Genomic DNA, 23,413 nt, shown 5'->3' with positions numbered 1-23,413 from the left:
ACGAATGGTTGTTCCCCGGCTCCAGGCGGCTGCCTAGGCTCGATGTTGTGGCCACGCAAACCGCCGCGAGCAGCGGAACATCATCGTCGAAAGGCATCACCCATGAGCGTCATTTCCGTCGACACAGAGCTCCTTCAGCTCAAGTCGTCCAACGTCAAAGCAACCGTTGATCGCATCAGCACGGACGTGCAAGCCATGAAACACGGACTGGATGAGCTTCAAGCCACCTGGAGAGGCTCAGCTGCCACCAACTTCCAGTCGCTTGTCCTTGAATGGTCCCTGACGCAAAACAAAGTCGAGGCCTCACTGGCTTCCATCAACATGGCTTTAGCGTCGGCAGCCGCAAGCTACCTCGAAGTGGAGCAGGGTAACACCCAGCGGTTCGCCTACTAAGCTCCTGCGGGGCCGGCTGTCTTCCCCCTGTGCAGCCGCCCCGCAGGTCATCAAGCCCGTTGCTTCCTGTGCCGTGCTTCCGGTTGGCTCAGTTTTCGGGGGTGCCCTGGTGGAATCGGAGTCGCCACTGGCCTCGGTCCAGAAGCCAAACGGAACTGCGGAGGGCCGAACCTGAATGCGCGAAACTGCGGTAGTTCAGCAGGATAGTGTTCTCACTCAGGCGATCCGCGCTAAGAACTTCCAGCTCAATGGGCTCGCCAGGGTTCTCCTCAAGGGCGACCATCATGGCGTCCCGGGTCCAGAAGCGACCAGAACTGCCAATCTCGGCAAAGTCAGGATGGAGCAATACTCCGATCCTGCCGATGTCAGTGCGCACATCCGGGCGGAGGAGCTCGCGCTCCAAGGCAACCACGATTTCCTCCGCGGGCAATTCCTGTGCGGATGCGTCCTCGTCCAGTTCACTGAAAAGATCCGGCTGGCCGAAGATACCCGATTCCCCGAACAGCGTGGGTTCCGAGTGGGATTGGAAGCTGCGCCCGGCTCTGGCCGGGGGAACTGAAGCGGTGGTGGGAAGTGAGGCGGTTGTGGGAACTGGGCGGGTACTCGTAATGCTGCCGGTGCCAGCTGTAGCAGGAACAGGCTCGGCCGAGCCTTGGCCTGAGCCTGTAAACCCCGGTCCGATTGGAGCGGCCGTGCCCTGCTGGAAAGCGGTGGCTACGGCGCGTGCGCGCTCGTCTGCTGCCTCGTTGAGGTCGTGTCCGGCGTGCCCCTTGACCCATTCAAACGTGTATTTGCGTCCGACAATGGCTTGGTCGATGTCCTTGAGGAGGTCAACGTTCAGGACGGGCTTTCCGTCAGCCTTGCGCCAGCCCTTCCGCTTCCACCCGGGCATCCACTTAGTGATGCAGTTGATGACGTACTGGCTGTCGCAAAGGATCAGCAGTTCTTCTTGCGGTACGTGGGCAGTGGAGCGGAACAGGTCCAGGACAGCCATGAGCTCGCCCATGTTGTTGGTGCCGTGGGGCCAACCTCCTGCGCGCCAACAGGAGTCGTCAACATACCAGGCCCAACCGGCCGGCCCAGGATTGCCGAGGGCAGAGCCATCGGCGGCAGCAATAATCGTCATGCCTTCAATCCTGCCAGACCACACAGACACTGAAAGCGTGCCAGCACCCAAGTAAGTAGCAGCACATGTCGTTCTGAGCACTCAGAACGGCCTGACCTGCTACTCACTTGGGCGGCACAGCAAGACGGCGGCCCCCACCAAATGGTGAGGACCGCCGTCGTTTGCTCTGAAGCGTGACGCTACAGCTTAGGAGGCTTAGAAGCCGCCCATGCCGCCCATGTCGTCGCCACCGGCAGCCGGAGCGTTCTTCTCAGGCTTGTCGGCAACTACAGCCTCGGTGGTCAGGAAGAGACCAGCGATGGAAGCAGCGTTCTGGAGAGCCGAGCGGGTGACCTTTACGGGGTCGTTGACGCCGGCAGCCAGCAGGTCTTCGTAGACACCCGTGGCAGCGTTCAGGCCGTGGCCGGAAGGCAGGCCGCGAACCTTGTCGGCAACAACGCCCGGCTCGAGGCCAGCGTTGAAGGCGATCTGCTTCAGCGGAGCGTCGATGGCAACCTTGACGATGTTGGCACCAGTTGCTTCGTCACCCTGCAGGTTCAGGTTGGCGAATGCCTTGGCACCAGCCTGGATGAGGGCAACGCCACCACCGGCAACGATGCCTTCTTCAACAGCAGCCTTGGCGTTGCGGACTGCGTCCTCAATGCGGTGCTTGCGTTCCTTGAGCTCAACTTCGGTTGCGGCACCGGCCTTGATGACTGCAACGCCGCCGGCCAGCTTGGCCAGGCGTTCCTGCAGCTTCTCGCGGTCGTAGTCGGAATCGGAGTTCTCGATCTCGGCGCGGATCTGGGCAACACGGCCCGCGATCTGCTCGGCGTCGCCGGCACCTTCAACGATGGTGGTCTCGTCCTTGGTAACAACAACCTTGCGGGCGGTGCCGAGGAGTTCCAGGCCAGCGTTCTCCAGCTTGAGGCCAACTTCTTCCGAGATGACCTGGCCACCGGTGAGGATGGCGATGTCGGCGAGCTGTGCCTTGCGGCGGTCACCGAAGCCCGGAGCCTTGACGGCTACAGACTTGAAGGTGCCACGGATCTTGTTGACGATCAGGGTGGCCAGGGCCTCGCCCTCGATGTCTTCAGCGATGATCAGCAGCGGCTTGTTGGACTGCATGACCTTCTCCAGGACCGTGACGAGTTCCTTCACGTTGGAGATCTTGGAGTTCACGATCAGGATGTACGGGTCTTCGAGGACCGTTTCCTGGCGCTCAGCGTCAGTGACGAAGTAAGCGGAGATGTAACCCTTGTCGAAGCGCATGCCTTCGGTGAGTTCGAGCTCCAGGCCGAAGGTGTTGGACTCCTCGACCGTGATGACGCCTTCCTTGCCCACCTTGTCCAGGGCTTCGGCGATCAGGCTGCCGATTTCCGGGTCACCGGCGGAGATGGAAGCCGTGGCTGCGATCTCTTCCTTGGTTTCGATTTCCTTGGCAGAGGCGAGCAGTTCTTTGATGACTGCCTCAACAGCCTTCTCGATACCGCGCTTGAGGGACAGCGGGTCGGCGCCGGCGGCAACGTTGCGCAGGCCTTCCTTCACCAATGCCTGGGCGAGAACCGTAGCGGTGGTGGTACCGTCGCCAGCGACGTCATCCGTCTTCTTGGCAACTTCCTTGACCAGCTCAGCACCGATCTTCTCGTAAGGATCGTCCAGCTCGATCTCCTTGGCGATGGAAACACCATCGTTGGTGATCGTGGGGGCGCCCCACTTCTTTTCGAGGACGACGTTGCGTCCACGCGGGCCGAGGGTGACCTTGACGGCGTCGGCGAGGATGTTCAGGCCTCGCTCGAGGCCGCGGCGTGCCTCTTCATCAAATGCAATGATCTTGGCCATAACGGCGGTAGTCCTTTCGGGACAGTCGTTAAGAAGGAACCTGTCAGATGGGGTGCCCGCGACGGACGGTCCTTTGCTTGCGGCCTCTGTATGCCCCGCGCTCCGGACCTCACCCCACCAAGGTGTTTCTTGATCCTCCTGGCGTTCCGAGAGCCATCCGCCCCCGGCGTAAACCGGGGCGCAGTTAGCAGTCGAAGCGTAGGAGTGCTAAATCAATAATTAGCACTCGACCGGGGAGAGTGCAAGCAGAAGCGCCACTTTGCGCTATAAACAAAGGGGTTTCAGCCGTTAGCTGACGCGACCGGGATAAGGACTATGCAACGCGGACGCTTTCCGCCTGCGGACCCTTCTGGCCTTCGCCTAATTCGAACTCCACCCGCTGGCCTTCCTCGAGGGCACGGAAGCCTTCCATCTGAATAGCGGACCAGTGCACGAAGACGTCGTCGCCGGAGTCATCCACAGTGATGAAGCCGTACCCTTTTTCGGCATTGAACCATTTGACGGTTCCCAAAGCCATGATGCCCACACTTTCACAGTAGCCAAGACCGGTTGCCGGGATCTCCGGACCGGAATCAATCCACTGTAACCACAGTCACTATCTGCGCGCTGCTGCCGAGGGGCCCACCATGACTTTTGTTATTGAGGCTTAACCGAGTTGCGGCTTTCGGGGCTGAAACCTACTGAAAAACTGCCGAAATTCAGCGAAATTACTGGTAGCCAGGTCCCACAACAACAACCAGTGGCTGCTGTATTTCAGGAGATTCAACCACCGCGCTGATACCGAGGAGCTTGCCCAGCGCTTCTGCGTTCGCCTTCTGCCCGGGAACGTTGTAGAAGACGACGGACGACTGCTGCGGCAGGCCACCCCAGTTCCCCACAGTTCTCAGGGTCCAGCCATCGCCTTGGACCAGTCCTGCGACACGGCTGGCGAGGCCAGCCGTACCCGTGCCGTTGTAGACGGCTACCGCAACGGTCTTGTCCACGGGCGCTGAAGAAGGAGTTGCGGAAGGTTCGCCCGAAGGTGTGGTCCCCGGGCTCGGCTCACCGGAAGCGATCGGGGCGTTGCTTGATTCGGTAGGTGCAGCAGAGGGGGAGGTTTCGCTCTGCTGGGGCGCCGGCGTCGAAACGCTTGTGGACGCACCGGGGGCCACCAGGCCAAGCCGCGGAAGTATCAGGAAAGCGACGAGTCCCAGCACCAGGGCTACGGCTCCTACGGTCAAGACCGGCCACAGATTGGGGCGGACTGTCTCTTGGGCGTCACGGTGCACCCCCTGCCGGGAGCTGTTCTGTGGGACCCGGTCGAATTCATCCTTGGCAAATTTGGTCATGGTGAAGCCTTGTCCTTGCTGGTTGCTGCTGACTATCAGCCGGGCGATTTACGCGTCGGACCCCAAACGGCGCGCTGTCCGCGCACGTTGGCGCGACGTACGTAGTCTACGCAATCTCTTCACAAGCATGGGATCGTGGGCCAACGCATCTTCCGTATCGATAAGTGCGTTCAGGATCTGGTAATAGTGCGTGGCGGAGAGATTGAAGAGCTCCCGGATCGCCTGTTCCTTGGCGCCGGCGTACTTCCACCATTGCCGTTCCAAGGCCAACATTTGTTGATCACGGTCACTTAGAGGTGAGTCGCTGCGGGTCTCGGCCGCCAGGTCTTCAAGTGCCAAACCGGTAGACTGCGGCGCCATTGGTTCCGGTGCTGGTTCTGCCACGGCACACTCCTTGACGCTGGTTGGGGGGAAAATGTCCTACCCCCATGTTACGGGCGAATAACAACGCTGTCATTCGCACCGCCGATGCCATGGAGGAGACAATGACAGGGTGACTGGTGAGGATGCACTGTTTGACCTGGAACCCGCCGGCGTTGCCGATCCGGGCTTCGACGAGCTTGTTGACCGACCCTTGGAAGAGCTGATGGCCGTTGATTGGGCGGACGCGTTGCGACCCGTGGAAGGCCAACTCCGTGAGGCTTTGGCCTTTGTTGCGGGTCAGGCTGCCCAAGGCATCCAAGTCCTTCCTCCAGCCACCAACCTTCTCCGGGCTTTCCGCCGACCACTGGCTGACGTCAAAGTACTCATCCTTGGCCAGGATCCGTACCCAACCCCGGGACACGCCGTCGGGCTTTCCTTTGCCGTTTCGCGGCATACGCGGCCGATCCCCCGGAGCCTGGCAAATATCTATCGTGAACTCCACGACGACCTCGGGCTCCCGCCACGCATCCATGGCGACCTCACGGCCTGGACGGACCAAGGCGTCCTGCTGCTGAACCGGGTCCTTAGTGTCGCAGCGGGAAGCGCTGGCTCACACCGTGGCAAAGGTTGGGAGGCAATCACGACGGCGGCCGTCAGGGCGGTAGCCGATCGGACCGACGGCGCGGGACGCCGGAGCCCCCTGGTGGCGATTCTGTGGGGGAAGGACGCCGAAGCGGTCATGCCGCTGCTGGATGGCACACCGGCAATCACTTCTGTGCACCCCAGTCCCCTTTCGGCATCCCGTGGGTTCTTTGGTTCCAAGCCGTTCAGCCGAACCAACCAACTGTTGTCGGCACAGGGCGCAGAGCCCGTCAATTGGGAACTACCCATCTTGTAACCTTCGACTCATACCCAGGTGGCACCCAACGAATTAGCTTAGGCTTGCCTACATGGCTGCTCTCCCCGTCTCTTCGTCCGCCACCCGGAACACGCGCCCGCAGGTTAACCTGACCGTCCTGCGCAAAGAATGGCTCTCACCTCACATGGTGCGGATCGTCGCCGGCGGCCCAGGGTTCAGCGACTATGCGAACAACGAATACGTGGACCGATACGTCAAGATCGTTTTTCCGCAGCCCGGCGTTGACTACCAACTTCCGCTGGACCTGTGGGCCATCCGCGAGACGATGCCGCGTGAGCAGTGGCCGCACACCCGGACGTACACCATCCGCTGGGTGAACCTTGAAGAACGGGAACTGGCGATTGACTTCGTAGTCCATGGCGACGAGGGCCTGGCAGGGCCCTGGGCATCGGCAGCGGAACCTGGGGCCTCGCTGATTTTTACCGGCCCCGGCGGCGCCTACAATCCCGCGCCCGACGCCGATTGGCACCTCTTCGCCGGCGATGACGCCGCGATTCCAGCCATCGCAGCCTGCATAGAGGCTCTCGCCCCGGAAGCCCGCGGATACGCGTTCCTCGAGGTGGACAGCGCCGAGGACATCCTGCCTATCTCTGCTCCTGCCGGCCTGGAACTCCACTGGCTGCAGCGCAACGGGGCGCTGGCCGGATCAAGCGAGCTGCTGCTTGACGCACTTCGCGAAATGCAGTGGCTGCCCGGGCGCGTTGATGTCTTTGCGCATGGCGAAAGGGGCTACATGAAGGGCCTGCGGCAGATCTTCTTCTCCCAGCGCGACCTGGAGCGTTCTCAGGTTTCGCTCTCCGGCTACTGGGCCCAGGGCCGGGTAGAGGAAGTTTTCCAGGCCGAGAAGAAGCTCCCCGTAGGACAGATCTAGTCAGATTTAGCGGCGCCGTACCCTGCGGCGCTCGTTGCTGGATAGGCCCTTCGTCAGGGGTCGCGCCAGATTGTCGCCGAGGACGATTCCTGCTGCGACTCCCAGGACGATCGCGCCTGCATTCAGCATCCCCCCGGCACCCTGAAGTATGTCCGCTTCCTCAATGGTCAATACATACATTGAACGGAATATAGTCAGGCCGGGCAGCAGAATGAGCGCGGCCGGAACAGCCACTACAAGTTGGGGAGCGCCAAGTTTGAGCGCCACTACCCGAGCCAGCAGGCCGATGGCCACAGCCGAAACTGCCGGCGACAAGCGGTCGCCAAACCCGGCGGTGGTGGCACCCCACAAGACGAAGAAGCCAACCAAGCCGACGGCCGCCGTCGGGAGTAACAGACGCATCTGCGTCTGTTCGGTGACCCCGATAGCCACTACCGCAATCGCGATCAGAATGGCTTGGCCCCACAAAGGATACGCATCCGGGAATGTTTTGGTGACGTCCAGGACTTCGCTGCCCATGAGGGTCCCCACCACGACGGCGACGGCGATGCCGGCGACGATCGCGCCGAAGGTGAGCAACGTGGAGAGGAACCGTCCGGCGGCCGTGACGGGGAAGCCGTTGATGGCGTCCTGCACGGAAGACACTAGCCTGCCTGTCGGAAGCAACAACAGGATCCCGCCCGCAACCACAATGGACGGAGCGATGTCCGCACCCGCCCAACGCAGCATGAGGGCGATAAACGTGACGAGGAACGAGCACGACATCGTGATGAAGAAGTCCGGCGTGCGCCAGCGGCTAAGCTGCCGCGCAACCAGGCTGATCAGCAGGTTGGAGGCAAAGGCCAAGGCGGATGCGCCCGGACCACCACCCAGGACGCCCACGAACACCGCGGCGAAAACAGCGAAGGCAACCGTGACCATCCAGCGAGGGAAGGGCTTGGCGCTGCGGACGATGTCATTCAATCGACGGACTGCTTCGTCGCGGCCAACTCCCCCGGCCACAATGTCCGTGACCAGTTGATGCACTTGGGCGAGGCCAGCGTAGTTATTGGTCCACGAGCGCACCACCCGTAACAGCGTGATGGGCGTCTGGTCCTTCGGCGCATAGTTGATGGCCACCGACTGGTTGGTGATGTCCACTTCAACGTTCTTCAAGCCAAGGGCCGCAGTTACGGCAATCATGCTGGTCTCAACTTCAAGGGCGCCTGCGCCGTAGCGGAACATGACTTCGGCCAGATGCAGGGCGAAGTCAATGGTCTTGCGCGCTGAGGCGTCGACGCCGACCACCTGAATAGTGGGGTTGGCGTAGGGACTGCCCGCGAGCCGGTCCACGATGTTCATGGGGGCAGTGGGCGGGCTATCGCCTTGCACCAAGCGCATCAGCATGCGTTTGGCATTGGCGTTCTGCCGGATTTGCGATGGCCGCATCGGCTGGGTCTTGGGCAAGCCGTCAGTGTGAGGCCTGCCGCCGGAGCCCTCAGGGCGTTCAGTCACGCAGTGTTCCTCCCTTTGGCTTCGTTGATTAGTTCTTCCCCCGGAATTTCCTCAGCAGGTTTCCGGGCTCCGGCAATTTTGCCAGTACCGTCTTGGCGGCAGCTGCAAGCTTCCTGACCGCCTGGTATGCGGTGAAGACCGGCCGATTTACCGGCGTCACGAAGTCGCCCACCAGTTGGACCACTTCGCCGCCGAAGCCCTTCTTGAATTCGTAGCCGCCGTGACCGGTTTCATCCTGGCCCTGAATGCCGAACGTGCCATAGAAGTTGTAGCGCGAGTAGCCATTGTTGAGCGCGTGGAGCATCATGCCCCAGTACAGCGACGTTGCACCGTTGAAGTAGATGTAGTCCTGGACAGTGCCGCCGATCACGCACACGATTTCATCGCCGGAGCAAGCGAAGTGGATCGCCGCAACGGTAGCCACGCCAACAGAGTCGGGGAAGCGTTCAATATCCTTCAGGCTTCTCTCGTAGCTGTCCACGAGGTCCTGGACCACCTTGATGCGGTTGGCCTTCTTCTTGCTCCCGGTTTCCTCGACATCGCGCTTGAGGTCCGCGAGCGTCTTGGCTTCGGCATCCAGGCGCTCAGTGATGGAGGCCCGGTATTCGGGGATATTGATCTTGGCCATCATGAGCTTGGTGAACTCATCCGAGGTGTTGCGGAGCAGTTGCTCGTAGTATTCACGCTCGCGGTACGTGAATCCCTTTTCGTCGCCGGCAGTGCTCAGCGCGTTGTAGAAGTCGTCCAGCGTTTCCAGCGTGGCCTGCTCCAGGTAAACGCCGTTCTTTTCGGCCTTCCGAATGGCCTTGCGCGTGCGGTAGTTCATGCCCATGATGAGCTCTTCGGAATCGGCGATCCCGTCCAGCTTCTTGACGAACATCCAGTTGATGTTCGCGAAATTCATGTCAAAGCCCTGCTGCTTGAAGCCCAGCCCCGCCAGCTCCTTCAGCAGTGGGCGGTTGTCCTCAACCTCCGGGTGCTCCGCGCCCTCTTCGTCGCGGGCGATGTACTTGACGTTCGGTGAGATCCGCAGCTCAGCAGCCTTCTTGGAGGCCGCATGCTTTTTCAACTGCTCGACGACGAACCGCACCGCTTCGGCGTCGCTGTAGTCCAGCAGTGGTCCCTTTGCGCAGTCGCAGACCTTGTAGCCAAAGCGATTGGCGGTGTAGACGAGCTTTCCAGCGGCGATCAGGCTGCCGCCCCGGGTCACGCCAAAGAGCTCCACTTCCTGGCCACGGGCACGCTGGAAACGCGCCAGGTCCACGGATTGGATGAAGCTGCCTTGCGGGTGTCCCTTGGCGAATGTCTCGAAATCAGCGTCACTGAGAATCACGAATTCCATGTCGGTTCCAGCCTCAATCGGAGTCAAAGAAATTACCTTACCTAGATAGATTTGCACCCGTTGGTGGCCGGGGCGGGCCTGAAGTGTGTTGAGTTGTGCCGGTTCTCAGTAGAACTGTCCGCCGGTGCGCATGGTTTCCAGCCGGCGGAAGACGCGCTCTGCACCCTTGAGCCAGAGCTTATGGCGGATTGGTCCGAGGACGAGGTCGTAGCAGCCTACGAAGTCCGTAACGGTCTTAGTGAAACTCGTTTTGAACAAACCCATGCCGAAGAGAGGATGGGTCTTGTCTTTGATCCGGGCGGCAGGCGGCGTGCCGCAGAAATCGTACTCAACGCAGCCCAGATCCTGCATCCGCTGGATAGCTGCCCACTGGACCAAATGCGAGTCACCGTATTGCTTGCGGTTCTGGGTGGAGCCGCCGTCCTTGTACGTTGCCTTGGAGCCATAGTTGATCACGAAAGCACCGACGCTGGGTGCGCCGTCCTCGTAGACAAAGAAGAAGTGTCCCTGGCCTCGGCTGCAGAATTCGTGCCAGAAACGGGAGTAGTACTCGTAGCTCCGCAACGGCATAGCACCCTTGGCGTTCACTGTGTCTTGCATCAGTGCGTAGAGCTTGCGGTAGGTCTCATCGCCAGGCTCGGCTGGGAGAACTTCGCATCCTTCACGTTCTGCCCTGCGGACGGCGTTGCGGGCCCGCGATGAAATACTCCGCAGCACTTCATTGGCGGGCGCGGAGATGTCCAGGAGTGCGGTGGAATCGTTGGATTGGATGTTCGGGGCCTTAACCAAGCCAGCCGCCTTCAGCTGGCCGGACACCTCAGGTGACTCCACGACGTCGGGCTCTATCTTGATGGTGAAGACGTTCATCTTCTGTTCCTTCGCCAGATTGGCGACGGCGTTCAGCATAGGCTTGATGTCGCTTACCTCGGCTGCGTCCGGTCCCTTGATGAGGTACCAGAGCCGGCCAAGGACGGGGAACTTCTTCTCAAGAAGGAGGTTGTAGCTGGCGTAGTCAGCGGCCTCAATGACGAGCCGGCGGACCAACCAGCCGTTGCCATCCTTGACTGCCGCATAGGCGTCCGACTGCAGCATGTTGCCGCCATTGGGGTTGGCTGTGACGTGCTTGTCCCAGTTATCGATTTCCTCGGCGGTGGCAAAGCGGGCGGTAAATTCTCGCAAGGTGGCCGTGTCCAATCTCAGGGGTTTGGTGCAGTGTTCAAAAGCTGGGTGCGCATGCGGACATGCAGCCTCAAGTCTATCGGGCCGAGGAAAATAGCCCGACTCTGCTGCCGAGTCCGGGCGCGGGCGTGAGAATGAGGCAGTTGTGCTGGCCAGCAACCTCCCCGAAGCGCTGCCCCTCCGCCAATTGAATAGTCCAATAATGACACTTTGGACACCTATAACCCGTGCGCTTCGGCGCAGTGCTTCTTTTTTTCTTCCGTGCTCCTAATCGCGCGATCAGCCAACCGACAGAGCTGATTCTCCTGCTGTCCGACAACACCCACTAGCTGCAGGTGTTTGCCGGGAGCACTAGACAATTGCTGTTGAAGATCACACCCTACGAAACAAGTACACACCTCAACACAATTGTCTGGACCGCGCCCATCCGGGAAGCAGAAAACGACTTCGGCAAGGACGGCTTCGACACCGACTAAGAGTTCATCCTGGCGGCACTCTGGATCGAACGACGGGAAGACGGCGGCCATGCCCTGCGGGACCACTACAGCGAGCCGCTCGCTGGGGAGCTCGACGACTGATGCGGTGAAGAGTCCATACCTGGCACTGCCGATCCCTCCGAGGCATTGCTGCGGAAAGTAGCTGACATCATTGCCGACCTGCGGACGTCAACGGAGCGCGACAGAGCAAGTCTTCTTCTGAAACCCACCTCGGGCCGCCATTATCGTCCCGGGTGAAGTCTTCGTGCCCAAACCCCAAGACATCGCAGTGGGCGGAGCGGACCTGGTTCTCGGCTCCAAATCAGGCACTTGGTGCCACGGCCGTGCGCTACAAGAATCGGTCCACGACGGGTCATTGGGGTCCGCACGCGTTCCACTACGACTCGTGATTATGGCCGACGACCAGCACCAGGCCGACCGTGTCATAGTCGAGATCATCACATACGACGAAGCCCGGAGGGAACACGGTGTCAAGGAAATTAGTATTCATGCAACCCCGGACAGGTCCCCGCGAGAGCTTGATCCGACCGTAAACCCACCCACAGAGCGAACCTTGAAAACCATTGAAGCCCCGTCCGGATCGGACAGGGCTTCTTCTCTTGCACGGTCCGAGGTTACGACGCCTCGGGCGCTTCCAGAAGCAAGTTTCGGTCTCTCAGCACCTTGCCACCATATGTGCGCGGAAAATCGCGAAGGTACCTAATGCGCATAGGCCGTTCCCAGGGCTCCAATCGGGAGTTCAAGGACCGTTCAAAGTCTTTCCGACCGGCTCCGGCCGCAAGCTCGACGAACAGCTCAATTCTTAAACTCAGAGAGGCAACCGATCCCACACACAGGCCTGTGCTCGCGGCGGCGTCCTCGATTCGCGAAAGATTGATTTTAAGTCCACTCACCTTGACTTGCGAGTCAAGACGCCCAACTATGCGAAAGGCAGGGCAATCAGAAGCTGATGCCACCGGTTCCACGACATCCCCTGAGCGGAACCATCCTGCATTCCACCCTTCGATCTCATTGACGCCTACGTATGGGCTGCGCAACATGCCGACCTCAAGTTTGTTATCACAAATTTGGAGTTGCCTGGTACCCGACGACGAAAGTACAGTCAAGTCCTTTTGGCCGATACTTGAGGCCAGGAGCCCCACCTCTGTAGTCCCAAAGACATTGACCGTGCGGCACCTGGATTCGCCGAGGGTTTGCGCTAAGCCTCCAGATAAGCGCTCCCCAGCAAATAGAGTATGTCGGATTGACCCCAAGCCCTCGACAGATCCAAATCGTGACAGCAATTCCAGCACAGAGGGAACCGAAATCAGAGACACCACTGATCCGGATCTTCCATGTGCCAATTCATTCCTGGTCAGCTGCTGCATGAATCCCAGATTCTTGCCTGCAAAGATTCCACTCAGTACGCCAGCAATGAGCCCGAAGGTGTGGACGGGCGAACACGCTAATAGCACTTCCTGGACGCCCGCCTCGAGATAGGACAACTTCAGATAGGCGTTCAGTTCGTTAAGCACGCTGGCCATGTCTCGGCGTACGAGCCGGGACTTCCCCGTGGTTCCGGAGGTGAGTTGGACCATCAACACGTCTGAATAATCAGCCGTTGACTGCAGCCTTGGCAACCGACTTATCACAGGATGATCATCGAGAGCATGTTGAACAACTTCGATCTGCGGACCAATTGCCTTCCAAACATCCGCGCGGGCAGGCGTCGACAGACGATGGTCCACAATAAAGGGGATCGCACCCCGTTCCCATATATGAATCAAAACACCAAGGAACCAAACAGGATCCCGCAGTTGAATGGCTACTATGTCGTCCGTAGCCACTTTTGCGTGCGTCAATAGGCTCCTGGCCGTGGCGATTGCGTCCAGCAAGCGGATGGCTTCACCTTTGCCGCGACTAAGCAGTAGACCGGACTGTGCCTGATGGACAATGAACCTGGCCAGGTCACGCCCATTCTTCATGGACCCATCTGAAAATGGTTGAAATATCATCGCTTCCCCTCAAGGACGCCGCGAATTCGCGACTTTACGTCGTTGACGTTCAGTCCCTTCGCAAGCGATTTCGAGGCCTCGTTCAATGCACGACCAAAGTCAACCGCGGGCCCCACAATGCGAGGGTCCGCAAGCAGCCAAACTTCAAAAAGGCCCTCCCGCGTACGGCAGACGGTTACAACGATGCCATTGCGTTTCTCCAACTGAACGGGTTCCCTCGACGTGAGACCCGCGACAAGTTCGGGATCAGCTGACTGTGCGATGGCCGCCGCCCCCATTCTGGTGGCGCGCGCTGGCGGATAGTAGTTGAACGACACCAATCGATACTTGTCTAGGCCGCCTTGACCAACGAGTTCGCTCAACCAATTGCCGTGTAGAGGTGGACCCTCCAATGACCTGTCGGCCGCGGCCGCGACCCACGAACCAAATTCGCCATCGACAAACGGCACCGCTGCGGCCACAACTGATTCCGAAAGTGGTCCAACAACATGCAACGACTTCAGCGATGGTCTCCCGAGGCGCGAATAGAGAACTGGCAACGGTGCCGCCACCCACGCCGAAGCGACAAACTGAACCAAGGAGCGCCACACGCCACCGGGAGACACTTCGTGCCGGGCACACCACTCAATGAGGCTCTGCGAGTCTTCTGGGGTGAGGGTGAAGTGGGCCTCGTCGTGCGCATGCCACTCCTGAGGAGCAATTTGGATTTCCCCGGTCATTCTTAGGGACGCATGGGGCGCTGGGCACCTTTTCACATGAGCCTTCAAGTCATCCAACCCGGCCTCCTGCTGGATTGCGGCGATTCTCGAGAGGTAAGAGGCTTCCACCGCGAGCCCACGGCTGTCTTTGATTGTTCCGTATTCTTCAGCGATGTTCCTGAGGAGCAGCGTCAAAGAGTATCCGTCGAGAAATGCGTGATCCGCACCGAAGGCGAGGATCGAGTAGGATCCGGAGCAGACTAGCAGGCTCCACGGCCGAGCACCGGCCAACAAATCATTCCTGTCATATGCGAGCTGGACAACCGTCTGCCGAAACAGCTGTCGGGCAGTTGCGCGGTCGTCGACACAATGGGTGCCGTGCCGTGCAGGGGCGACTCGGCCCGGCGGGTAGCCCGGGATGGGGCTGGTCAATGTGTCTGTGCCTTGAAAAGCCCGCTCGATTGCGCGTTCAAGTCTCGCAGGGTCCAGATGTCCTTCGATCTCGAAGGCCTCCCAAGCCTTGGGAAATTGATGAAAACGCGCCAAGCCGTCATGATCCACGCCAGCCCGGGCTAGCAGTTCCAGTTGAACACCGTACGGACGTAGCCTGGTTTCGAGGCCTTTTGTCTTCATGGCAGGTCCTTCATTCCGTTAGCCGAAATGCGCAGTCCCCGGGCGGCGTCCCGAAGCATTCTCCAGCAGAGGGTCAATGGCACCCCGATGCAGGCTGCTATGAATGCTGGCCCCAGCCAGGCCAGAGTGGGCGGCTTCAGCGACGTGGCAAGAAGGAGGCCACCGACGATGGCAGCGTCAGTCAGAGGGCTAAGCAACGAGAAATAGCGGCCTATCTCACGTGAATCAACGCGCTTTTGGATCTGCGTGAAAAAGACCGCAGTCGTTGCACCCTCGCAAAGCCCAACCAACACAAGTGAAACCACTGCCGCCTCCAGACTTTGCATCAGCAATGGGACCAGCCAGAGCAAAGCCTCTATGAGGGTCAATCCGACATACCAAGCCGCCGCGGCCTCGTCCTTCACTTTCCCAACCAGCAAGCCCCCAACAATGCCACCCAGTGCCAGCGCCGCAAGGAGCAGACCCAAATCATGGGGATCGTGTCTCAGACCGACAAGCGCCAGGGCCGGCAGTACCAAGCGCCTGAAGCCTACGGCCACGGAATAGACGACTGCAGTGAGTGTGTATTCACCGACGATGCGATCGACTATCACTAACTGGACCGAACTCTTGAAGACATAGGCGGGACTAAAGGCGCGCCTTCCCTCACGTTCCTTGTCCTGTCGTGGCCGCTTAGTAGGCGGCAGCGTGAAAAGTACCGACCCCGCGAATACCGCAAAAACAGCTTCCAAGTAGAAGACTGATGAATACCCCCACATCTGTGACACCAATGTGGCGACGAGAGGTCCCAAAACCAATGCCAACCGCTCCCCCGCCACGATATAGCCGCTGACCCGCTGTTGGTCCTGCTTTGACACGATGAATGCACGCAGTGCCATCCGCGAGGGAATGCCCGGAAGGACTGCGAGCCCCACGACCAAGGCAACGATCTGGGCTTGCTGCGGCGTTACGGCAAACGGATAAGCCATGACAGCAGTGGCGCTGGCCGCAGAACTGGCAACGGCAACCACGCGTGGGTCCCATCTGGTTACGAGCTCACCGACGAACGGTCCGAGGAGAATATTCGGCACGACCTGTATAGCAAGAGCCAGCCCGGTTTCGGGCCCGATGCCAAACCTGTCAACAAGAAGCAAAGCAGCCCCTACGGCAGTCATCGCCGTGCCCACTTGCGTCACGAAGAGGCTCAGTACCAAGCCACCTATGGGCGTCGTCCGGCGCTCATCCATTCGCCAGCCTTCGATAGTATCTGCGCAGCTGGACAAAAAGTGATGGGATCCTGTGCAGCACTGTCAGAATTTCCGGCGGGGGAACGAACTCGCAGTCAAGCCTTTCCAGGACAGAATTGAAGTGGGCTCGGTAGGTCTGCTCCAGATCTCCTCGAAGCACTGCTGGTATTCGCCAGCCGAATTCATCCCCTGTGGCCAGGGCATGTTGGACTGTCTGTTCGATGACCTCCGCCCGTTTCCCCGAGTATGGAAGTCGCAGAGGGTTGAAGACCTCCCACTCTGCCTCGGTCTTTCGTTCCATGATTAGATCGAGCAGATAGTCACCTATGACGGGCGAAAGATGCACCCCTTCCCGATAGGTGCCACTTGCGATCAAGAGACCTTTCAGACCAAGGTGTCCCACCAATGGAAAGCCATCCACGGCAACAGGTCGATTGCCTGTACTTAGCGAAGACAATCTGCTCGCTGCGAAACCGGAGTGCAATTGTTCTACCGCACAATTGAGCAGGAATGTAACGTCTTCCAATAGCGGTTTGGTGACGGGTTTTGCCACGATGTGATTCGTGGCGCCAAGATACCAACGCCCATCGCCGCGCGGGACCGCGTGGAGGCCACATGCAAAGGCTCTGTTCGGAGTCCTAATAACCGTTGAGGGAATCAACTGGGGCGCCTCATCAACTTCAACGGAGACTCCTGCGCCCGAGAAAATGGGCATAGTGGGCCCAACCTCAGGAGTATTCTCCAGTATCTGTTGAGTAAAAGCCCCCGCACATAGAATTGTGCGGTCCGCCCACCACACAACCTCCCGATCATCCACGACCCCAACCGTTTTCCCGCCTTGGACAAAGAGCCTCAAAGCCCGCTTCTCCACGAAAGTCCCTCCGGCCTTCACAAATGAGGCATGAAGGTCTTCCATCCATGTCATCGGATTGATCGCCAGCTCGCCATGAATCATGAGGGCCCTCAACGGCCTAAGAGGCTGATGCGGACTCAATTGAAAACGCCCCGGATCTTCCTCAGTGAATCTGCCACCGAACTCTCTCAGGGCCGAGACAACCGCCGCAAAATTATCGTCGTCAACACGTGCGGCGCCGGCCGTGTTGTGGATCATCAAAGTTTGATTGGCCAGAATGTGACGATCCGGGAGCCTGCCTGACTGATCGGCGATTTCTTCGAGGACGGAACTCCACGCCCGAGAGGCTTTCAAGTCCAGTTCAAATCTTGCACGACCATGCTCGGTGCCCAGCGTAGTCGAGACCACCTCCCCAAAGGTCCCGAGCATGGCCCCTGCCACACTTGAGGCTTGCCCCGGCCGATCACCGCCCAATAGCGTAACGACAAGCCCTGCCTTTTGCAGGCGGTAGGCAGTCATGAGCCCCACCGCACCCGAACCGACAACAACTACATCTGCCACTTCTGTTCTCCCTCAATAAAGCAATAAACGACATTCGTCTCACAAGGTGCTATGTACCGCCCATGCTCAGTCCGCCGTCCACAGGGATACAGGCGCCTGTGACGTAGGTCGATTTGTCGGACAGTAACCACGCAACCGCGTCGGCGATCTCTTCGAGCGCCCCAGCGCGTCTGAGCGCTGTTCTGCTCAGGACCTCCGCTCTGGCGGGGGCTCCCATGGCGACCGATAGACCACCGTCCAACAATCCCGCCAACAGAACATTGCTTCGGATGTTGTACGGACCGACCTCGAGGCTCAACGATCGCGCCAACCCAATCAACGCTGCTTTGCTGGCCGAATAGTTCGCTTGCCCTGCCGATCCGGTAAGGGCTGAGCTTGAGGAAACGAAGACAATGGAACCGAGCCTCCTTAGCATCATCTTTCGGACAATGGGTTGAATGAACCGATACGAGCCAATAGCGTTTACGTTCATCACAGCTCGAAAGGCCTCGGTGGGGCTGAACGCAACGGGCCCGTTTTGAGCGATGCCGGAATTCACAACGACACCGTCTGGAGTACCAAACTTAGTGAGAGCGTCCGCTATTGCAATGTCAGAAGCGTCATCGGCAAAGTCACAGATCACGGACTCGACGCCTTCTAGGCGACAGACGGTACGTTGAAATGAGACCACTCTCGTACCTGCAGCGACCAACGCTTCGGTCACAGCGCTACCCACGGCCCCCGTTGCCCCCGAGAGGAAGACCAAGCCGTCCCTGTTTTCGGGGTTGGGTTGCTCTCTCATTGCTCTCTCCGACGAAATTCAAAGAGTTGGTACTCGAGACCGCGACTTCGTCTGCTACTTTCCGCTTCAATGTTCGTTACAAACCACCCGGCAGATCCTGCGCTCTGCTCCAAAAGAACTGAATTACCCAAAGATGAGAACCCAAGAAGAATTATGGATTTCTTGTCGCATCTAATTGCACACTGATTGAAGAAACGTTTATGAGTCCGGTAACCTGGATCATAAAAGGCATCGGTGAGATCTCCGGGCTTCGGGGGAATTGCATCAATGAAGTTGCTGTTCCAGAACACTGTTATGCCATTCTCAACTTTGGACAGCGGGCTGAGAAGGTCACCTTGATAGCACGCCACTCGATCCTGGACCTGATGCATTTCGATGTTCAGGGTGGTGTTATGGACTGCCTGTGGCGAAATGTCTGTGGCCGAAACTTCTGTTCCGAGCTCCAGGGCAGCACTGATTCCGGTAACACCGGCCCCTGCCCCCACTTCGATCAAGTGATGTGGGTGGTGGGCCAGTACAGCCCGAGTGAAGATCTCAGTAGATTCATCCGTTACTGGTGAAAAGACCCCAGGTGCCAGGATCCATGTCCTGCCAAACATTTCAAAGTCCTGGTACTGGACACGCAAAGCGTTTGAGCGTCGTAACAGTTCTACCTTCGTCAGGTCCCGGATGCTCAGGCTCATGGTTGGACCTCAGCCCAATGGGCCCACTGCCACAAGCAACGCGATTCCGCCGTCTCGTAGCTCATGGGCGCGTCGATGATCAGAGCTGTGGACGGTCGGCCATTATGAAGGACTCTCGTAAGTAGTCGCTCAACCTCTCCCTCGTCATGAACGTCTCCCAAGGACACAGTGAAGATGGGTCCGGAATTCCCATGAATCTGCCCCAACCGGCCCAGAACACCATTGGGAACTGATTGCATAAGATGCAAGGGGGAGATTCGTTCATCGGCAGCCAGCCGACGATCAATAGAGTGCGCCAGGCCAGAATCCCAACTGTCAGCCAACAAAACCAGGGCATACGGCTGATCATGTTCGTGCCGCAGTGCACGCCTCCCGCTGGACTTCAGTGCAAGTTCCACGACAGCTGCAACGGCGTGTGAATGCCGTGACTCGCTAAAGCCAGGAAGTTCGCCAGCCCTTCTCGCACGGATTCTGCCTGATTGGGCTTCGGACATTTTCCATCCACCTCGTTGACTCATCAGGCTGCCCCCGCCAGAAGAACTGCCGCATTAGCGCCACCGAATGCGGCATTGACCGATAATCCAACACTCAACCCTTTGGATCGGACCGTCTCTGATAAGGGTCTAACCCCCAGACCAGGATCCGGTACAACATCTTCCGATGAAGCCGGGATGACGCCTGTCCTGAGGCCGTGGGCAAGGAGACAAAGTTCCAACACACCGGTGGCCTCCAACGCATGGCCTGTCTTGGACTTGGACGCCGAGACGTGAACCTTTGAAAGATCAGATCCAAACAATTCCTCGTAGGCAGCGCTCTCCGAGGCATCGTTCAATGGCGTGCCGGTGCCATGTGCGCTAATGACATCAATCTCGCCGGCAGTTCTTCCGGAGGATGCCAGTGCATACCGGATAGCCAACGCCATGCCAAGCCCAGATGGGTGTGGGCGAACGGGATCATGACCTTCTCCGCTGATCCCCCATCCTTCTACACGAATACTGTTACCGGGCGGCTTCGAAGAAGTGAGCAATACCGCGCCCGCGGCATCTCCCAGCAGCATTCCATCACGGTGCTTCGTGAAGGGACGAACCTTCCCCGTCCGGCTCATCGCTCCACCGCAAAGGAACAATTCGTAGGTGGGTCTGTCAATTTTCCTGGCCCCAATAGCCACCGCGGAATCAGAGTGACCCAGTGCCACCGCGGACACGGCTTCAATGAAGGCGTAGGTTGATGCAACGCAAGCATTCGTGTGCACGCTTCCGACCCTGCCAACACCACTTTCGGCGACGGCTCGAAGAGCCCGTTGTCGAGGTGAGAGCCCATCCGACCAATATCCTGAGATGCCCGACAACCCAAAGAACGCCGGCACTGAATCGTCCTTCGGTAGCTCCGCATCATCACGCAGCTTCCCTAAACAGGCGTTGAGCATAACGCTCTCCGACGAGAATCCCGACTGGGTAATGGGAGGGCCACGATTAACTCCCGCTTCAATCCACTCTGGTTCCTGGAATGGATCGACGTCAGTCATTAAGCCATTGAAGGCGGCCTCCAATCCACTGCCCATGCCAGATTCAATCCACATGCCGCCTATGTATACCGAGCGAAGATAGGTCATTTAACGAGACTCGTTAAGAACTCTTCGACCGTCATCTTCTGTATCTTCTGGAAATCGTCCTGATCAATCACGAGCCCATATTGCTCTTCAATTTTCAAGACCAGTTCCATGATGTAGAGAGAATCGATGCCAATCCCATCATCACCAAGAACAGTATCGCCATCGATTTCGTCCGTTTTGAAGTCCATTCCCGCCAGTAGACGCTTGAAGTCCTCAAAGTTCATACTTTCCTTTCTTAGCGTCAGTTATCATCCACAATGCAAACAGTCAAAAGCGATCGCAGACAACATCACCAGCGTCGCTTATATGATTCAACGTCTAGGTAGCACCGAAAACAGCACGCACGGAGCCTGCTCAAATACGGATTCGTTGATTCTGCAAGCTGAACCGCACCAAATTTTTACCCTATGAAAACGCTCGACCTATTAGGTTCAATCGACTGCGAAGAAGGGTCATCGGACCTGATTCGCATTCCCCTCACCGAAATTTATGGATATCAGTGCTCAGCCGACTCATGGGCCATGGAGCCCTCAGATAAATTCCGCCAACTTGAGAGTGGTAATCCGTCTGCAAAGTCAAACATAGAAATATCTTTCTCGCAATGAGCATTCCGCGAAACACTAATGTCGATTTCATGACGCCACAAACCCGTATATTTACGAAATCGTAACCAATTTCTGGGGTTTCCACGTTAGCGCGCAGCGTAGCTATGGCTGGAAGGCGTTGCTACCTGCCGCGTTGACTCATGGGAAAGGTCCAGGGAGCTGGATACGTTGCCTCATTGGAAAGGGCCCGGGAGGCGTGGTTGGCGGACATCCTGGAGGGATGGGTCTAACGATGGGTCAACGCAAGGCTGTCACGGTGGTCAAGGCGAGGGCTTAGGCCCGGGGGACGCGTTCTGAGAAGACCCGGATCCTGAGTGAGTTGGTGAAGCTCACTGGCTGGAATCCGGGATTGCGCGCGCAGGTCGTTGCGGCAGGCTTTGGAGCTGCGGTCGGTGCGGGTCCGGCCTGCTCCCGTGCCGGTGTATGGTCCGCCTTGTTACGGCGTTGGTGGTGCGTTGGGCGGTGTTGCGTGCCGGCCGGCAAGCCCTCGTTGTTCCGGACACTCTTGATCTTGACGGCGACAAATTCCGGCAGAGCCTCATTTAGGCACGACGCCAGACCGCCTTAGCAGGCTGGGAAGCTGCCGGGCACTGGCCAGAACGCGACGGCGGAGGCAGCCGCGAAGCTGAGGGTATCGATGCCAGCGCTAGACCCACGCGAGCCTGGGAATCTTTCGGGCGACGGGTTCATCAATGGTCCAGGGCATCGTCCGTCCACTACATGGCCCCAACGATTAGACGCAGCCGCTGCAGTTGCTACGAACTTCCCACGCTCGCGCGCGCCGCGGCGGTACAGGGGATCACCGCAACGCGGCGAATCAGGACAGCATGGATGCCAAGCGCTGTCTCGGGACGGACGACTCTCGGAGTTCATCTTTGTCATAGGACGCCGATAGGCTCGGCTTGGGCGGCGTACATCTTCTGGTGCCACAAGGGGAAAACAAACATTCCGTCGGATACCAGGTTCGGAGCCGTTCGAGGTCTTGCCGCGTAGAGGAAATAACCATGGCATGCGTCCCGAGACGATGCCGGCGAGAAATGGTTGCCGATGTCAAGGCCCTCGGACTAAGGCATGCTCGCAGCCGAGAGGGGATCAATACGCGGCAGTGGGGACCGCAAAGGGGAATTGAGCATCTATCTCCGTTACGAGCTCGCCCTTAGTGCGTAGATCCTGGTTACCCGCCGACGAGAATCGAACCTCCGGCCTGGTATCAAGAGTGGGTGCCAGTGATTTTACAGACGGATCTGCTCAGCGCTCTCCAACTTGATTGCCTTCGGTTCCTTACCGAGTTCCCGCTGGCCCTTCACCAGACGGTCCGCGTTGGCGAGCCTACTGAGGCTCAGTCCGGTCAGGTCTGCGATCTGCGCGATAGGGACCTGGAAAGTCCGGTACGGCCCCAGCGGGGGTGGCTCACCTTCAAGGAGCCGCTGGTCGATCGCCTTTTTTAGTTCTACTTTGCCCAGCAACGGCGACTGGTCCAGCACAAAGCCGGCAGCGGCGAGCTTGGCGTCGTTGGTCCACACGGCGATTTTCCAGAACTTCCGCGGAACCTGTACGCCCCTGTACGGGAGGTCGTCGTCGAGAAGTACTGGCCCGGTGAACACGGAGAGCTTGGCGTCATACGCATCGGCGTGGCCCAGCACGTGGTCCTCAAGCCCCACCCACAGTTCCTTGCCTTGGTTGAAGTCGTCCACCTGCGGTGCGGCATTCGTAAAGACGAAAGTCTCCTGGTTGGCCGTTTTCGCCGTGGCCGCATCGCCCCACACGGGATCCAGGCGACGGACCAAATGCCCACGATCGAACGCATTGTTTTTGTAGACGTCCGGGCCGGCCTGCTGTTCTTTAGGGATCCTGCTATCGAAATGCCAGGTTCCCTCGCGGGCCAGCGGGCTCAGCTCACGGCCACTGATGTTGACCCCCACGATCGCCGCGAGCTTCCGGGCAACCCGGAAGCGCACGGAGAAGTGCGTGTAGTCCAAAAGAATCGTCGTTGCCGACGGACTGGGCAGTTCAAGGCGTGCCCGCAAAAAATCCCTGTCGTATCCCCCGCTCATGGATACAGCATGGCACTAGGGACGGACAGCGAACAGTGTCAGCATTCGACGACGTTGACGGCCAGGCCGCCCATCGCGGTTTCCTTGTACTTGGAGGACATGTCCTTGCCGGTCTCGCGCATCGTCACGATCACCTCATCCAACGACACCCGGTGCGTCCCGTCACCCCAGAGCGCCATCTTCGCCGCGTTGATCGCCTTCGCCGCAGCGATCGCGTTCCGCTCAATACACGGAATCTGCACCAACCCCCCGATCGGATCACACGTCAACCCCAGATTGTGCTCCATCGCGATCTCCGCCGCGTTCTCCACCTGACCCGGCGTACCACCCATCACCTCGGCCAACCCGGCAGCAGCCATCGACGACGCCGAACCCACCTC

At 58.9% G+C, this 23,413-nt stretch carries 21 protein-coding genes; 3 read left to right on the top strand and 18 right to left on the bottom strand.

Annotated elements, in window-relative coordinates; translation table 11 throughout:
• Positions 1-102 precede the first annotated feature (102 nt).
• A complete protein-coding gene (locus AC1DD7_RS17225) occupies positions 103-393 on the top strand; it encodes a WXG100 family type VII secretion target (protein ID WP_431118557.1) in 291 nt (96 codons plus the stop codon).
• Positions 394-481: 88 nt separating this feature from the next.
• Here the strand turns inward: AC1DD7_RS17225 and AC1DD7_RS17220 are convergent, their stop codons facing one another.
• The 5 genes from AC1DD7_RS17220 to AC1DD7_RS17200 all read right to left on the bottom strand — a co-directional run bounded on the left by AC1DD7_RS17220 (position 482) and on the right by AC1DD7_RS17200 (position 5,052).
• Positions 482-1,519, bottom strand: a complete 1,038-nt coding sequence (locus AC1DD7_RS17220) for an RNase H family protein (RefSeq protein ID WP_477515940.1) — start codon at positions 1,517-1,519, stop codon at positions 482-484.
• Positions 1,520-1,714: 195 nt separating this feature from the next.
• The gene (groL, locus tag AC1DD7_RS17215) at positions 1,715-3,340 is read right to left on the bottom strand and encodes a chaperonin GroEL (protein ID WP_431118555.1); all 1,626 of its coding nucleotides are present in this window, start codon (positions 3,338-3,340) and stop codon (positions 1,715-1,717) included.
• Positions 3,341-3,653: 313 nt separating this feature from the next.
• Positions 3,654-3,857, bottom strand: coding sequence for a cold-shock protein (locus tag AC1DD7_RS17210; RefSeq protein ID WP_216926027.1), 204 nt, complete (start codon positions 3,855-3,857; stop codon positions 3,654-3,656).
• 190 nt (positions 3,858-4,047) lie between these two features.
• A complete protein-coding gene (locus AC1DD7_RS17205) occupies positions 4,048-4,668 on the bottom strand; it encodes a LytR C-terminal domain-containing protein (protein WP_477515939.1) in 621 nt (206 codons plus the stop codon).
• A gap of 48 nt (positions 4,669-4,716) precedes the next feature.
• The gene (locus AC1DD7_RS17200) at positions 4,717-5,052 is read right to left on the bottom strand and encodes a DUF3263 domain-containing protein (protein ID WP_396133470.1); all 336 of its coding nucleotides are present in this window, start codon (positions 5,050-5,052) and stop codon (positions 4,717-4,719) included.
• A 109-nt stretch (positions 5,053-5,161) separates the two neighbouring features.
• Between AC1DD7_RS17200 and AC1DD7_RS17195 the strand changes: the two genes are divergently transcribed.
• On the top strand, positions 5,162-5,929 hold the full coding sequence (locus AC1DD7_RS17195; RefSeq protein ID WP_477515938.1) for a uracil-DNA glycosylase: 768 nt from the start codon (positions 5,162-5,164) through the stop codon (positions 5,927-5,929).
• Positions 5,930-5,981: 52 nt separating this feature from the next.
• Entirely contained in the window at positions 5,982-6,821 is an 840-nt protein-coding gene (locus AC1DD7_RS17190) for a siderophore-interacting protein (protein ID WP_477515937.1), read from the top strand.
• 6 nt (positions 6,822-6,827) lie between these two features.
• Here the strand turns inward: AC1DD7_RS17190 and AC1DD7_RS17185 are convergent, their stop codons facing one another.
• The 13 genes from AC1DD7_RS17185 to AC1DD7_RS17125 all read right to left on the bottom strand — a co-directional run.
• Complete coding sequence (locus AC1DD7_RS17185; protein WP_431118548.1) at positions 6,828-8,315, bottom strand: threonine/serine ThrE exporter family protein; 1,488 nt, start codon at positions 8,313-8,315, stop codon at positions 6,828-6,830.
• 28 nt (positions 8,316-8,343) lie between these two features.
• The gene (locus AC1DD7_RS17180; protein WP_477516027.1) at positions 8,344-9,657 is read right to left on the bottom strand and encodes a peptidoglycan bridge formation glycyltransferase FemA/FemB family protein; all 1,314 of its coding nucleotides are present in this window, start codon (positions 9,655-9,657) and stop codon (positions 8,344-8,346) included.
• A 105-nt stretch (positions 9,658-9,762) separates the two neighbouring features.
• Positions 9,763-10,851 (bottom strand): lipid II:glycine glycyltransferase FemX, encoded by a 1,089-nt coding sequence (locus AC1DD7_RS17175; protein ID WP_477515936.1) that lies wholly within the window; start codon positions 10,849-10,851, stop codon positions 9,763-9,765.
• A 1,096-nt stretch (positions 10,852-11,947) separates the two neighbouring features.
• Entirely contained in the window at positions 11,948-13,327 is a 1,380-nt protein-coding gene (locus AC1DD7_RS17170; protein WP_477515935.1) for an AMP-binding protein, read from the bottom strand.
• The gene (locus AC1DD7_RS17165; protein ID WP_477515934.1) at positions 13,324-14,658 is read right to left on the bottom strand and encodes a condensation domain-containing protein; all 1,335 of its coding nucleotides are present in this window, start codon (positions 14,656-14,658) and stop codon (positions 13,324-13,326) included. Before AC1DD7_RS17165 ends, AC1DD7_RS17170 begins: the two co-directional genes overlap by 4 nt.
• Positions 14,655-15,884 (bottom strand): MFS transporter, encoded by a 1,230-nt coding sequence (locus AC1DD7_RS17160; protein ID WP_477515933.1) that lies wholly within the window; start codon positions 15,882-15,884, stop codon positions 14,655-14,657. Before AC1DD7_RS17160 ends, AC1DD7_RS17165 begins: the two co-directional genes overlap by 4 nt.
• Positions 15,877-17,298, bottom strand: a complete 1,422-nt coding sequence (locus AC1DD7_RS17155) for an NAD(P)/FAD-dependent oxidoreductase (RefSeq protein ID WP_477515932.1) — start codon at positions 17,296-17,298, stop codon at positions 15,877-15,879. Before AC1DD7_RS17155 ends, AC1DD7_RS17160 begins: the two co-directional genes overlap by 8 nt.
• A gap of 49 nt (positions 17,299-17,347) precedes the next feature.
• Positions 17,348-18,079, bottom strand: a complete 732-nt coding sequence (locus AC1DD7_RS17150; protein ID WP_477515931.1) for an SDR family oxidoreductase — start codon at positions 18,077-18,079, stop codon at positions 17,348-17,350.
• A complete protein-coding gene (locus AC1DD7_RS17145; RefSeq protein WP_477515930.1) occupies positions 18,076-18,762 on the bottom strand; it encodes a methyltransferase in 687 nt (228 codons plus the stop codon). Before AC1DD7_RS17145 ends, AC1DD7_RS17150 begins: the two co-directional genes overlap by 4 nt.
• A 517-nt stretch (positions 18,763-19,279) precedes the next feature.
• Positions 19,280-20,374 (bottom strand): beta-ketoacyl synthase N-terminal-like domain-containing protein, encoded by a 1,095-nt coding sequence (locus tag AC1DD7_RS17140; RefSeq protein WP_477515929.1) that lies wholly within the window; start codon positions 20,372-20,374, stop codon positions 19,280-19,282.
• Positions 20,371-20,598 (bottom strand): phosphopantetheine-binding protein, encoded by a 228-nt coding sequence (locus tag AC1DD7_RS17135; RefSeq protein WP_477515928.1) that lies wholly within the window; start codon positions 20,596-20,598, stop codon positions 20,371-20,373. The genes AC1DD7_RS17140 and AC1DD7_RS17135 overlap by 4 nt, the downstream gene beginning before the upstream one ends.
• Positions 20,599-22,211: 1,613 nt before the next feature.
• Positions 22,212-23,033 carry a DNA/RNA non-specific endonuclease gene (locus AC1DD7_RS17130; protein ID WP_477515927.1) on the bottom strand — a complete coding sequence of 274 codons (822 nt, stop codon included), beginning with the start codon at positions 23,031-23,033 and terminating at the stop codon, positions 22,212-22,214.
• A 38-nt stretch (positions 23,034-23,071) separates the two neighbouring features.
• Positions 23,072-23,413: L-serine ammonia-lyase, iron-sulfur-dependent, subunit alpha (locus AC1DD7_RS17125; protein WP_477515926.1), on the bottom strand; the 342-nt coding region annotated here is incomplete at its 5' end.

Source organism: Paenarthrobacter sp. 10L412 (genome assembly GCF_056395565.1).
The sequence above is the reverse complement of the archived record's forward strand: the minus strand, read 5'-3'. Positions and strand labels throughout refer to the sequence as shown.